Source organism: Kineosporiaceae bacterium SCSIO 59966, from assembly GCA_020881835.1.
Taxonomy (GTDB): Bacteria; Actinomycetota; Actinomycetes; order Actinomycetales; family SCSIO-59966; genus SCSIO-59966.
Window position 1 is genome coordinate 1,012,104 of the sequence record CP052876.1, and the last position, 12,804, is coordinate 1,024,907.

A 12,804-nucleotide genomic window follows, 5' to 3' on the forward strand; every position below is an offset into this window, starting at 1 on the left:
CGGCCGGCGCAGACCGGGTGGCGGCTGGTCCGGGTCGTGGACTGAGGAGGTGCCGACGATGACGACGACAGCGACGACGACAACGACGACAGCGACGACAGCGACGAGAACGAGGACAGCGACGAGAACGAGGACGGCGGGGACGACGGGGACGGCGAGGACGGCGGGGACGACGGCGGGTCCTCGGCCGGCCCCCGTCCCGGTGGCCGCCGTCGAGCTGCTCGACCGGGCCGCCCGCGGCCTGGCCCGGGCGGAGCTGGCCGGCACGTCGGGGGAGCGGTACGTCGCCGCCCACCTGGCGGCGCTGCGCTGCGCCGCCGCGGTCCTCGCGGTCCGCGGCCGGCCGAGCCGCCGCGGCCCGCGCAGCGTCTGGGAGGTGCTGCCGCGGGTGGCCCCCGAGCTCGGTGAGTGGGCGGCGTTCTTCGCCTCGACGGCGTCCCGCCGGGCCGCGGTCGAGGCCGGCCGGGGGGAGACCGTCACGGCCCGGGAGGCCGACGACCTGCTCCGGGACGCCGGCGCCTTCGCCGTCCTCGTCGCCGGGTCCCTCGGCGTCCCGGTGCCCCCTGCCCTGGCGGTCTGATGCCCGGCACCCACCTGCCCTCCTTCACCCACCTGTCCTCCGTCACCCACCTGCCCTCTTTCACCCACCTGCACGTGGCCTCCGGCTACTCGATGCGGTACGGCGCGAGCACCCCGGCCGCGCTCGTCGAGCGGGCGGCCGGGCTGGGGCTCGACGCGCTGGCCCTCACCGACCGGGACGGGCTCTACGGGGCGGTCAAGTTCGTCACCGCCTGCCGGGACGCCGGCCTCACCCCGCTGCTCGGGGTCGACCTGGCGGTCGAGCCGAGCGGGCTGGCCGCCGGCCTGCCGGCCTGGGCCGACCCCGGCGCCGCGGCCCGCGGCGTCCGCGGCGGCACCCCGGTCCGGGGCGGGTCGGCCGTCGACCCCCGGCTGCCCCGGGTCACCGTGCTCGCCCACGGCAGCGTCGCCCCCGACGAGGTGAGCGCCGGGCTGGCGCCCGGAGCCGGCTACGCCCGCCTGTCCCGGCTGGTCTCGGCGACCCACCTGCGGGGCGAGCGGGGCAGCCCCGTGGCGACCGCCGCCCTCGTCGGCGAGCACGCCGAGGCCGCCGACGGGACCCCCGCCCTCACCGTGCTGCTGGGTCCGGGCTCCGAGCTGGGCCGCGCCGTCCTGGCCCGCCGGACCGACCTGGCCCGGGCCGTGCTCGCCTCCTGGTACTCCGTCCTGCCGCCCGGGTCGCTCGCCGTCGAGGTGGTCTGCCACCGGGGACCCGACGGCACCCCCGGCAGCCTCGGGCACGCGGCCCGGATGCTCGCCCTGGCCCGGGAGGCCGGGATCCCGGCCGTGCTGACCAACGCCGTCCGGTACGCCACCGGTGAGGACGCGGCGACCGTCGACGTCCTCGACGCCGCCCGGCGGCTCGTCCCGATGGACGCCCGCCACCTGGACCGGACCACCGCCCAGGGCTACCTCAAGGGTGCCGAGGAGATGGCCGCCCTGGCGGCCGAGGTCGCCCGGGCGGCGGGCGGGGGCGGACCCGCCGACCTGCTCACCGGCACCGAGCGGGTCGCCGCCCGGTGCCGGCTCGACCCGGTCCGGGACCTCGGCCTCGGCTCGGTGCACCTCCCCGAGCCGGCCGTCCTCGGCCTCGGCCCGGACGACGACCCCGACGCCGTCCTGCGGGCCCGGTGCGAGGCCGGGATCGGCCGCCGCTACCCGGGGGCCGGGCAGCGCCAGCTCGCCGCGGTCCGGGCCCGCCTCGACGACGAGCTGGCCACCGTCGCCGCGCTGGGCTACCCGACGTACTTCCTCACCGTGGCCGACGTCTGCGACCTCGTCCGCTCGATGGGGGTGCGGGTCGCCGCCCGCGGCTCGGGGGCCGGCAGCCTGGTCAACCACCTGCTCGGCGTCTCGGGGGTGGACCCGATGGCGCACGGCCTGCTGATGGAGCGGTTCTGCACGCCGCTGCGCACCGAGCTGCCCGACATCGACATCGACGTCGAGTCCGCCCGCCGGACCGAGGTCTACGAGCGGGTGATCGAGCGGTTCGGCGGGCAGCGGGTGGCCGCGGTGTCGATGATGGACACCTACCGGGTCCGGCACGCCGTCCGGGACGCCGGCGCGGCGCTCGGGATGCCGCCGGGCGAGATCGACGCGATCGCCACGGCGTTCCCGCACATCCGCGCCCGGGATGCGCGGGCCGCGCTGGCCGAGCTGCCCGAGCTGCGCGCCTCCGGGATCGGCTCCTCCCGGCTCGACCTGCTCCTCGACACCGTCGAGCGGCTCGACGGGCTGCCCCGGCACGTCGCGCTGCACCCGTGCGGGGTGCTGCTGTCGGACGCCACCCTGCTGGACCGCACCCCGGTCGAGGCGAGCTGGCAGGGCTTCCCGATGAGCCAGTACGACAAGGACGACGTCGAGGTGCTCGGCCTGCTCAAGCTCGACGTGCTCGGGGTCCGGATGCAGTCGGCGATGGCGTACGCGCTCGAGGAGGTCGAGCGGGTGGACGGGGAGCGCGTCGACCTCGACGCGGTGCCGCTGGACGACGAGCCGACGTTCCGGCTGATCCGCTCCACCCGCACGCTCGGGTGCTTCCAGATCGAGTCACCCGGGCAGCGCGAGCTCGTCGGCAAGTTCGCCCCCCAGGACTTCGCCGACCTCGTCATCGACATCTCGCTGTTCCGCCCGGGCCCGGTGAAGTCCGACATGGTGACCCCGTTCCTGTCGGCGCGGCAGGGCTGGCGGGCGCCGGAGTACCTGCACGAGACGCTGCGTGAGCCGCTCGCCGAGACCTACGGGGTCGTCGTCTTCCACGAGCAGGTGCTGCACATCGTCGCGCGGACCGCCGGGGTGAGCCTGGCCGAGGCCGACGAGGTCCGCCGGGCCCTCGGCTCCCGGGACGGGCAGGCCGAGGTGGAGGCGTGGTGGCGGCCCCGGGCCGCGGCGAACGGCTACTCCCCGCAGGACGTCGACCGGATCTGGACGGTGCTGCGCTCCTTCGCCTCCTTCGGGTTCTGCAAGGCGCACGCGGCCGCGTTCGCGCTGCCCACCTACCAGTCCGCGTGGCTCAAGACCCACCACCCGGCGGCCTTCCTCGCCGGGGTGCTCACCCACGACCCGGGGATGTACCCCAAGCGGCTGATCCTCGACGACGCGCGCAACCTCGGCATCGCCGTCCTGCCGCTCGACGTCAACCGCTCCGACGGCTGCTACCGGGTGGAGCGGGTGGCTCCGTGCCCGCCCGCCGGCGGTGGCCCCCGGGACGAGCCGCCGCCGGTCGCCTCCGGCGACCCGGGGGAGGGGCTGCGGCTCGACGCCGCGGTGCCGGACGCCCGGGGCTACGGCATCCGGCTGTCGCTGGCGGACGTCAAGGGCATCTCCGAGGCCGAGGTGTCCCGGGTCGTCGCCGGCCGGCCCTACCACTCGCTGGCGGACTTCTGGCACCGCGCGAGGGTGTCCCGCCCGGTGGTGGAGCGGCTCGTCCTCACCGGCGCCTTCGACGCCCTGTACGGGATCGGCTCCCGCTCCCCGGTCCGCCGCCGGGGAGCGGTCACCCGGCGCGACCTGCTGCTCCAGGCCGCCGACCTGGACCGCTGGACCCGGGGTGCCGAGCGGGCCGCCCGCCGGGCCGCGCCCTCCCGCGGCCGCTCCCGGACCGCCGCGACCCCGGCCGCCCCGGTCGAGGTGCTCGCCGCCCGGCAGTCCCGGGCCCCCGCCCGGGTGCAGCCGCCCGACCGGCAGGGCGTCCAGCTCGCGCTCGACCTCGGGGACGCCCCGGAGCACACCGTGCCCAGCGGGTTGCCGGAGCTGACCGGGGCCGAGCGGGTCCGTGCCGAGCTCGAGGTGCTCGGCCTGGACGCCAGCCGGCACGTGCTCGACTTCTACACCCCGCTGCTGGACGAGCTCGGCGTCACCCGCAGCACCGACCTGACCCGGTGCCGCAGCCGCAGCGAGGTGCTCGTCGCGGGCGTCAAGGTGGCCACCCAGACCCCGCCGGTCCGCTCCGGCCGCCGGGTCGTGTTCCTCACCCTCGACGACGCCCGCGGCCCGGTCGACGCGACGTTCTTCGAGGACGTCCAGGGGCCCTACGCCGCCACCGTCTTCGGCGCCTGGCTGCTGCTCGTCCGCGGCGAGCTGCGCCGGACCGGTCCGCGCGGGGTCTCGCTGCGGGCCACCGGGGCGTGGGAGCTGCCGGTGCTGTGGGACGTCCACCGCTCGGCGGGCCTCACCGGGGTGCGCGAGCTGCTCGCCGGGTCGGCCGGGTACGACGAGCGAGCCGTGGCCGGGGCCGCGCGCAGCCGTTCCACCCGCCCGGTGACGGCGCCGCTGCCCGGGTACGAGCGCGACGACGGGGGGCTGCCCGGTCGGGACGCCGGCCGCAGCGGACCCGCCGAGCGGGGGGCGGCCGCCGCGCACCGGGGTGCCGCGGCCGCCGCGTACCGCGACGCCACTGGCCCGGCCGGCCCGACCGGCCCGGCTGGGCCGGCTGGCCCGGCTGGGGAGCGCGCCGGCCGGCGGGTGCTCGTGCACGCCAGCGGGTTCCGCCAGTCCCCCTACGCCGACGTCCGGCCGGCCGGCGGCGACGTCCGGGACACCCGCAGCACGTCGTCGCGCCGGGAGCGCGACCAGGACCCGCCGCGGCGGCTGTGGCACGCCAGCCCCGGGAGCCCGGGACGGTGACCGGGCGCCGACTACGCTGCCGGTCGTGCCGGAGACCCGAGGCTCGGACCCGCGCGCCAGCGTGCGCACCGCCGTCGTGTGGGACGCCCTGGACGCCGTCGTCGAGGAGATCTCCCGGCGCACCGGCGTCCGCACCCTCGAGGTCGTCGACGTCGGCGGCGGGACCGGCGGGTTCGCCGTCCCGCTCGCCGTGGCCGGTCACCGGGTCACCGTCGTCGACGCCAGCCCGGACGCCCTGGCCGGCCTGCGCCGCCGGGCCGGGGAGGCCGGTGTCCTCGACCGGGTGGACGCCGTCCAGGCGGACGCCGCCGACCTGGTCGCCGCGGTCGGAGCCCGGTCGGCCGACCTCGTCCTGTGCCACGACGTCCTCGAGCACGTCGACGTACCCGCCCGGGTGGCCGCCGCCCTCGCCGAGGTGGTCCGCCCGCACGGCGTCGTCAGCGTGCTCGTCGCCCAGCCGACGGCCGCGGTGCTGCACCGGGCCGTCGCCGGCCGGGTGGCCGAGGCCCTGGAGCTGCTGCGTGCCCCAGCCCCGGCGCTCGACGACACCGACGACCTGCCCCGGCGGCTGGACGCCGCCACCGCCACCGCGCTGCTGCACGCGGCCGGTCTGGACGTGCGGACCCGGCACGGCGTCCGCGTGCTCGCCGACCTCGTCCCGGCCGCAGCCGTCGACGGGGACGTCGAGGCCACCCGGGCGCTGCTCGCCCTGGAGCGGCTGGCCTCCGGCCAGGACCGGTTCACCGACCTGGCTGGTGCGGTCCACCTGCTGGCCCACCCTCGTGCCGCCGGGTCCCTCGGCGCCGGGACCGCGCCGGACTGACCCCCTCCCTGCCCGCCGGGGGCCGTCGTGACCCCCCGCCCCCCGGTCGCGGGCGGACCGGCGGAGACCGTCCTGCACGTCGACATGGACGCCTTCTACGTCTCGGTGTCCCTGCTGGACCGGCCCGAGCTGCGCGGGCTCCCGGTCGTGGTCGGCGGCGGCGCCCGCGGCGTCGTGCTCTCGGCCAGCTACGAGGCCCGCCGGTACGGGGTGCGCTCGGCGATGCCGATGGGCCGGGCGCGCCGGCTGTGCCCCGAGGCGGTCGTCGTCCCCCCGGACCACACCCGCTACGCCGAGGTCTCCCGCGGGGTGATGGAGGTCTTCCGCTCGGTCACCCCGGTGGTGGAGCAGGTCAGCCCCGACGAGGCCTTCCTCGACGTGGCCGGGGCCCGGCGGCTGCTCGGCGACCCGGTGCGGATCGCCCGGCTGCTGCGCGACCGGGTCGCCGACGAGCAGGGCATCACCTGCTCGGTCGGGATCGCGGCCGGCAAGCTCGTCGCCAAGCTCGCCTCCACCCGCAGCAAGCCGGACGGCCTGCTGCACGTCCCCCGGGAGCGGACCGTCGAGTTCCTCCACCCGCTGCCGGTCGGTGCGCTGTGGGGCGTGGGGGAGCGCACCGCCGAGCAGCTGCGCCGGCTCGGCCTGCACACCGTCGGCGACCTCGCCCACACCCCGGCACCGACGCTGCGCCGCGCCCTCGGTGACGCCCTCGGGCAGCACCTGCACGACCTGTCCTGGGGCCGGGACACCCGCCCGGTCGTCGACGGCGCCCCGGCCCGCAGCGTCAGCGCGGCGGAGACCTTCTCCCGGGACGTCGACGACCCCGACGTCGTGCGCCGCGAGCTGCTCCGGCTCGCCGAACGGGTCGCCGCCCGGCTGCGGGCCACCGGGTCAGCCGGGCGGACGGTGTCGCTCACGGTCCGGTTCGCCGACTTCACCACCGTGAGCAGGTCCCGCACCCTGGCCGAGCCCACGGACCTCGGCCGGCAGGTGTACGCCACCGCCCGGGAGCTCTACACCGCGCTGCGGCTCGACCGGGCCCGCATCCGCCTCGTCGGCGTCCGGGTCGAGCAGCTCGTCGACGCCGGGCAGCAGCACCACCAGCTCACCCTCGACGAGTGGCCGGAGGACTGGCGCCGGGCCGAGCACGCGGTGGACCGGGCGGCGGCCCGGTTCGGGGCCGGAGCGGTCCGCCCAGCAGCCCTCATCGCGACCGCCGAGGACGACCGCAGCCGGCCCTGAGAGGTCCACCGCATCCCCGGCTTTCGCGCCGGGCGACGGCGACCTATCCTGAGTTCTCCACCACCCAGGGCTCGACCGCAGGAGGTCGACAGTGCCTCTCTCCGAGCACGAGCAGCGACTGCTCGCACAGATGGAGCAGCAGCTCCTGTCCGAGGACCCGAAGTTCGCCTCGGCGATGCGGGGTCGCCGCTCGGTCGCCCGACGGCACCTCGCCGTCGGGGTCCTCGGCGTGCTGGCCGGTCTGGTCCTGCTCGTCGTCGCCGTCTCCCAGAACGTCATCCTGCTCGGCGTCCTCGCCTTTCTGCTCATGCTCGGCGGCGCGATCTACGCGTTCTCCGCGCCGCGCGGCCCGGTCGGCGTCGTCGACGGGTCCGGCCGGCCGCGGCCCCGCAGACCGGGCCAGGGACCCGCCTCGCAGGGCTCCGGGTCCTTCATGCAGCGGCTCGAGGAGCGCTGGGACCGTCGCCGCGGGGACCGCGGGTTCTGAGCGCGCGCAGCCGTCCGGCCAGCCGCCGCTCGGCGGCGTCCGCGGCCGTCCCCGCCCGAACCAGCCCGGTGCGCAGGTGGGCCACCCCCGAGCCGGGTAGCAACCGGGCCCGCCACCGGACCCCCCGCCCGACGCCGGCGTGCAGCGCCCGCTCGACGGCGCGCACGTCCCGGCGCAGGCTGGCGACGCCGGCGGTCCCGCCGTCCCGCGCGTAGCGGGCCCGCTCGACGACGGCGACGACGGCGTCCAGCGCCTGTCGGCCCGCGTCGTCGAGGTGCTCGCCGAGCCGGCGGCCGAGCTGGCGCGGGGTGAGCGGCCCGTCGGCGTCCAGCCCCAGGTCCGCCGCCGACTCCCGCAGCGTCGTCCACGCCGCCTCCGGACCCGCGCCAGGATCCGGCGAGCGGGCCGCCGACCGCCACCGAGACCGGCGGACCAGCCGGGAGGTGACGAGCGGGGCGCCGGCCAGCGCCAGGACGAGCAGCACGCCGGAGACGGCCCGCCACGGGACGGCGGCCAGCACCTGCGTCAGTGACGTCCCGGCGGCGGCCGCCGCGTCGTCCGCGGCCGTGGTGCTCGCGCCCCCCTGCTCCGGCGGCGGCGCGGACGTCGGCAGGTCCGTCGGGTCCCGGTCGGCCACCACGGACGGCGGGGGAGCGGCCCAGGACGGCAGCGAGCCGGTCCGGGTCGAGGGGGTGGGCTCGAACCGCACCCAGCCGACCCCGGCGAAGTACAGCTCCGGCCAGGCGTGCGCGTCCCGCACCGAGACCGTGTAGCTGCCGTCGGGCTGCCGCTGCCCGGGCAGGAACCCGACAGCCACCCGGGACGGGATGCCGAGGGTGCGGGCCATCACCGCCATCGAGGAGGCGAAGTGCACGCAGTACCCGGCCCGCTGGGCGAGGAAGTCGGCCAGCGCCGACGCGCTGTCGGCGGCCGGCGCGGTCAGCGAGTACCGGAAGCCGCCCTCGTTGCGGAACCACTGCTGCAGCCGGACGGCCTGCTCGTACGGCGTGCCCTCGCCGGCCACCTCCGCGGCGGTGGCGGCCACGCTCGCCGGCAGGTCCGCTGGTGGGGTCCCCCAGCGGGCGACGACGTCCGACGGGGGCGGCGGGGCGTCCAGCAGCTGCTCGGGTGTCGGGGTGACCTCGAGGTAGAAGGCGTCGTAGCTCATGCCCGGGCTCGTCGACACCCCGTCACCCAGCACGTTGAGGGTGTCGTCGTACAGCCAGGGGCCCATGACGTCGACCCGGGTGGTCGGGTAGGGCACCGGCAGCCAGACGCTCTCCAGCCCCTGGACGGTGATCCGGAACCGCTGGCCCTGCGCCGTGACCTCGTCCGAGAGCCCGGGCGGGGCCGGCAGCCCGCCGGCCGCGGTGTCGCTGCGCGGCAGCGGCTCCAGCCGGGGCCGCCACTGCTCGCCGTCGTAGAGGTCGTTGGTGACGAGCCGCAGCGGCTGGGGCGTCCCCGTCGTCGTGTAGGTGAGGACGGTGTCGTCCCGCGGCGCGGTGAGGTTCTCCCGCAGGTCGAGGATCGGGTTGACCACCGAGATCCGCCCGCCCTGGCCCGGTCCGTCACCCGTCCCGCTGCCGAGGTGCAGGGCCTCCCCGAGGCCGGGGACGACGGTCGGCACGACGACCGCGCCGGCCAGGGCCAGCGCCCCGACCCGGCGGCCGGTCGCCGCCAGCGGCGCAGGCCCCCCGCCGTCGCCGTCCAGCACCCGGCCCCAGCGGCCGACCCGCTCGCCGGCGTCGGCCGCGACGAGCACCAGGTAGCCGGCGCCGGCCAGGACGAACCAGTACCAGTCGAGCCCTCCCGGAGCGAGGGCCGCCGGCACGAGGTAGACGGCGAGCAGCGGCAGCCCGGCGACCGCGGGCTGTCGCAGGCCCACCGCGACCGTGTCGACGACGAGGACCACCGCCCCGACGCCGGCCGACACGAGCAGCCGGATCCCGGCCTCCGCGGGCGCCGGCGGGGCCACCGTGGCCACGAGGTCCGCCCCGACGGCCGCGACGGCGATCAGCTCCCCGGTCGTCGCCACCGTGGGCAGCACCCCCCACCACGCCTCGGCCCGCGCGTACAGCCAGGTCAGGACGAGCAGCCAGGCGACGAGGCCGGCCGCCAGCGCCACCCCCGGGTGCCGGGACAGCCGGCGCGCGGCAGCCGTCGCGGCGGCCACCGCGCCGACGGTGACGAGGACCTCGACGAACCACCGGACGCCCTCGACCAGGGTGGACAGCGTGGCCGCGGTCAGCAGGGTGGCCACGACCGCGGCGAGCGGCAGGTGCGACCTCATCGCGCCGCCCCCGGCGCCCGGGCCGGGCCCCCTCCACCCGGCGAGAAGCCTGCCGGCCCGCCGTCCCGCGTGGCGTGCCGCTCCACGAGCCGCCGCCAGGCCTGCGGCACCGGCGTGGTCGCCTCCGGCTCCACCACGCTCCACCCGGCACGGTCCAGGACGAGAGCGGCCCGGCCGCGGGCGGCGTCGACCTGGTCGCGGCGACGGCCCGGCAGCGTCGTCCAGGTGGGGGTCGCCAGCAGCAGCGCCAGCCCCGCGGCCCCCCGCCGGGGCAGCGCGGCGACCGGCTCGACGTCCGCGGCGTCCACCTCCCCGAGGAGGCTGACGACGAGCCCGTCCCCGCCGCTGCGGGTCAGCGCCCGGTGCGCCTCCTGCAGCTCCAGCGGGCTGCCGGGGGTCACGACGGCCAACCGGTCGAGCAGCTCCCCGACCCCCTGGCGGCTGTCCCGGCCGGTCCACGGCGTCTCGACGTCGTCGGTGAGCACGCGGACCCCGTACCCGGACTCTGCCAGCAGGGCGGCGATCGAGGCGGCGGCACTGACCGCCCACTCGAACGAGGACGCCGGGCCCTCACCACGGTGACCGACGGCGCGGGTGTCCAGGACGACGGTCGCCCGCAGCAGGTGCGGCTGCTCGTCCCGGCGGACCATGAGCTCACCGCGGCGGGCGGTGGAGCGCCAGTGCACCCGGCGCAGGTCGTCCCCGTGGCGGTACTCCCGGGTGGCGACGTCGTGCTCCCCGGCGGCCGCCGCCGTCGTGGCGACCGACTCCCCGGCGCCGGTCCAGGCGCCGGAGGCCCGCAGCGGCAGCAGCGGGTGCACCCGGGGGACGACGACGAGCGGGTCGGTCGCCGTGAACGACCGGGTCACCTCGCACATCCCGAACGGGTCGGTGACCCGCAGCGACAGCGGCCCGACCTGCCAGCGTCCCCGCACGTCGCTGCGCACCGGGTAGGTGACCGCCACCGAGCCGCCGGGAGCCAGCCGGGCCACGACGAACCGGGGCCGGGAGCCGAGCACGTACGGGACGTCGTCCTGGGCCAGCAGGACGCCGGTGGGCAACCGGGCCAGGTTCGTCAGCTCCAGGCGGACCGAGGCAGGCTGGCCCGCCGCGACCCGTGGCGGGGTCACCGTCCGCTCGTGCCCGACCTGGTGCCGGGCACGAGCCACGAGCAGCACGCTGGCCAGCGGCAGGGCGACGAGCAGCACTGCGACCCGCAGCAGGTCCCGCTGGCCGAGGACGACGGCGACGGCGGCGACCGCGGCGCCGGCCGCGAGGAAGGACCGGCCCCGGGTGGTGAGGCCGGACAGCGCGGTCGCCGCGGCGGGGGACGCCACCGTGCTCAGCGCCCCCGCCCGCCCGGCACCGGCACCCGGGACAGCACGTCGTGCACGACCTCGGCGACCCCGCGGCGGGCCAGCTGGGCGTCGGCGCTCAGCAGGACCCGGTGGGCCAGCACGGCAACGGCGAGCTGCTGGACGTCGTCCGGCAGGACGTGGTCTCGGCCCGCCAGCGCGGCGGCCGCCCGCGCCGCCCGCAGCAGGTGCAGGCTGGCCCGCGGGGAGGCGCCCAGGCGCAGGTCCGGGTGCTCCCGGGTGGCCGCGGCGACCGCGACGACGTACTCCTTGACGGCAGGCGCGGCCCACACCCCGTGCACGGCGTCGATCATCGCCCGCACGTCCGCGGCGTCCGCCACCGGCTGCAGCGCCGCCAGCGGGTCCGCGGTGGAGTGGTTCTCCAGCATGTCGAGCTCGGCGGTCGTCGACGGGTATCCCATGGACACCCGGGCCATGAACCGGTCCCGCTGCGCCTCCGGCAACGGGTAGGTCCCCTCCATCTCGACCGGGTTCTGGGTCGCGACGACGATGAACGGCCGCTCCAGCGGGTAGGTGACCCCGTCGACGGTGACCTGCCGCTCGGCCATGCACTCCAGCAGCGCGGACTGGGTCTTCGGGGAGGCCCGGTTGATCTCGTCGCCGACGACGACGTTGGCGAACACGGCGCCCGGCTTGAACTCGAAGTCGCGGACCTCGGCGTTGTAGACGTTCACCCCGGTCACGTCGCTGGGCAGCAGGTCCGGGGTGAACTGGATCCGGCGCACCGAGCAGTCGATCGCCCGGCCCAACGCCTTGGCCAGCATCGTCTTGCCGACGCCGGGCACGTCCTCGACGAGCAGGTGCCCCTCGGCGAGCAGCACGGTCAGCGCGGTGCGCACGACGTCCGGCTTGCCCTCGATCACCGACTCGACCGCCCGGCGCACGGCCTCGGCGGTCCGGGTGAGCTGCTCGAGGGCCTGCGGCTCCACGCTCGCTGCGGTCAACGCGGTCTCCTTCTGGCGACGGTGCTGCGACGGTACGTCAGGTCGGGCCGCCGGCGGGAGCCCTCCACCACCCTCCACCGCGCGGTGTGACCGTGCCCGGCGAGGCGTGATCGCCACCGCAGGAGGAGAAGCGGGCCGGCCGGGCCGGGTGACGCGTCGTCCGGTGGGCCGGTCCTCCTCCCGTGGCGATCACCGGACGCCGTACGCCCTCCACTTCCCTCCCCGCACCTGACCTGCGGTTTCCGGTCACGTTCCCGGACGCCGCGGCCGATGGTGGTGTGAAAGTGGAGGACAGTGGAGTACCGTGGGGCATCGCGGAGGTCAGCGGGGCTTCGCGGACGCGGAAAGGTGGTGGGGCCGGTGTTCCTCGGGACGCACTCCCCACGCCTGGACGACAAGGGGCGGCTGATCCTGCCGGCGAAGTTCCGCGACAAGCTCGCCGGCGGCCTCGTCGTCACGCGCGGCCAGGAGCGCAGCCTCTCGGTGTTCCCGATGGCGGCGTTCGAGGCCAAGGTGGCCGAGCTCAGCGCCGGTGCCGGCTCGAGCAAGGCCGCCCGGGACTACCTGCGCGTCCTGCTCGCCGGCGCCTCCGACGAGGTGCCGGACAAGCAGGGGCGGATCACCCTGCCGCCGCCGCTGCGCGCCTACGCCGGGCTCGACCGCGACCTCGCGGTCATCGGCGCCGGGGACCACCTCGAGGTCTGGGACGCCCGCACCTGGGAGGACTACCTCGCCGCCCAGGAGGAGGTCTTCTCCGAGACGTCCGAGGGGGTGGTCGGCAGCCCCTGAGGAGCCGTCGCGCCGCACGACGAGGTCTCCAGCCGCTTCCCGCGTCCTGACGCACTTCCCCGGCGCCAGGCCGCGAGGCGGACTCCTTCCCGGGAGCGGATGGAGACCTGGTCGGGCGGACCGGCCCCACCGGCCACCGCACCACCGCACCA

The 12,804-nt window shown here is 77.4% G+C and carries 9 protein-coding genes; 6 read left to right on the forward strand and 3 right to left on the reverse strand.

What is annotated here, in order from left to right; translation table 11 throughout:
• The first annotated feature begins 58 nt into the window (after window positions 1-58).
• The 5 genes from HJG43_04855 to HJG43_04875 all read left to right on the forward strand — a co-directional run bounded on the left by HJG43_04855 (window position 59) and on the right by HJG43_04875 (window position 7,253).
• A complete protein-coding gene (locus tag HJG43_04855) occupies window positions 59-580 on the forward strand; it encodes a hypothetical protein (protein ID UER53995.1) in 522 nt (173 codons plus the stop codon).
• Window positions 580-4,701, forward strand: a complete 4,122-nt coding sequence (locus HJG43_04860; protein UER53996.1) for a DNA polymerase III subunit alpha — start codon at window positions 580-582, stop codon at window positions 4,699-4,701. Before HJG43_04855 ends, HJG43_04860 begins: the two co-directional genes overlap by 1 nt.
• Before the next feature lie 25 nt (window positions 4,702-4,726).
• Window positions 4,727-5,524, forward strand: a complete 798-nt coding sequence (locus tag HJG43_04865) for a methyltransferase domain-containing protein (protein ID UER53997.1) — start codon at window positions 4,727-4,729, stop codon at window positions 5,522-5,524.
• A gap of 84 nt (window positions 5,525-5,608) precedes the next feature.
• Window positions 5,609-6,766, forward strand: a complete 1,158-nt coding sequence (gene dinB / locus HJG43_04870) for a DNA polymerase IV (protein UER55715.1) — start codon at window positions 5,609-5,611, stop codon at window positions 6,764-6,766.
• A gap of 91 nt (window positions 6,767-6,857) precedes the next feature.
• Complete coding sequence (locus tag HJG43_04875) at window positions 6,858-7,253, forward strand: DUF3040 domain-containing protein (GenBank protein ID UER53998.1); 396 nt, start codon at window positions 6,858-6,860, stop codon at window positions 7,251-7,253.
• On the opposite strand, the gene HJG43_04880 is transcribed toward HJG43_04875, so the two are convergent.
• From HJG43_04880 to HJG43_04890, 3 genes are read right to left on the reverse strand one after another with little or no spacing between them, the layout of a single operon-like run.
• A complete protein-coding gene (locus HJG43_04880; GenBank protein UER53999.1) occupies window positions 7,198-9,543 on the reverse strand; it encodes a transglutaminase domain-containing protein in 2,346 nt (781 codons plus the stop codon). The two genes, HJG43_04875 and HJG43_04880, sit on opposite strands and share 56 nt — an antisense overlap.
• Window positions 9,540-10,880, reverse strand: a complete 1,341-nt coding sequence (locus HJG43_04885; protein UER54000.1) for a DUF58 domain-containing protein — start codon at window positions 10,878-10,880, stop codon at window positions 9,540-9,542. The genes HJG43_04880 and HJG43_04885 overlap by 4 nt, the downstream gene beginning before the upstream one ends.
• Before the next feature lie 5 nt (window positions 10,881-10,885).
• Window positions 10,886-11,848, reverse strand: coding sequence for an AAA family ATPase (locus HJG43_04890; protein ID UER55716.1), 963 nt, complete (start codon window positions 11,846-11,848; stop codon window positions 10,886-10,888).
• 375 nt (window positions 11,849-12,223) lie between these two features.
• On the opposite strand from HJG43_04890, the gene mraZ reads away from it, so the two are divergent.
• The gene (gene mraZ, locus HJG43_04895; GenBank protein UER54001.1) at window positions 12,224-12,652 is read left to right on the forward strand and encodes a division/cell wall cluster transcriptional repressor MraZ; all 429 of its coding nucleotides are present in this window, start codon (window positions 12,224-12,226) and stop codon (window positions 12,650-12,652) included.
• Window positions 12,653-12,804: the final 152 nt, after the last annotated feature.

Coding starts and splice junctions, on each gene's coding strand:
- HJG43_04855 (UER53995.1), top strand. CDS start 59: ATGACGACGACAGCGACGACGACAACGACGACAGCGACGACAGCGACG.
- HJG43_04860 (UER53996.1), top strand. CDS start 580: ATGCCCGGCACCCACCTGCCCTCCTTCACCCACCTGTCCTCCGTCACC.
- dinB (UER55715.1), top strand. CDS start 5,609: ATGGACGCCTTCTACGTCTCGGTGTCCCTGCTGGACCGGCCCGAGCTG.
- HJG43_04880 (UER53999.1), bottom strand. CDS start 9,543: ATGAGGTCGCACCTGCCGCTCGCCGCGGTCGTGGCCACCCTGCTGACC.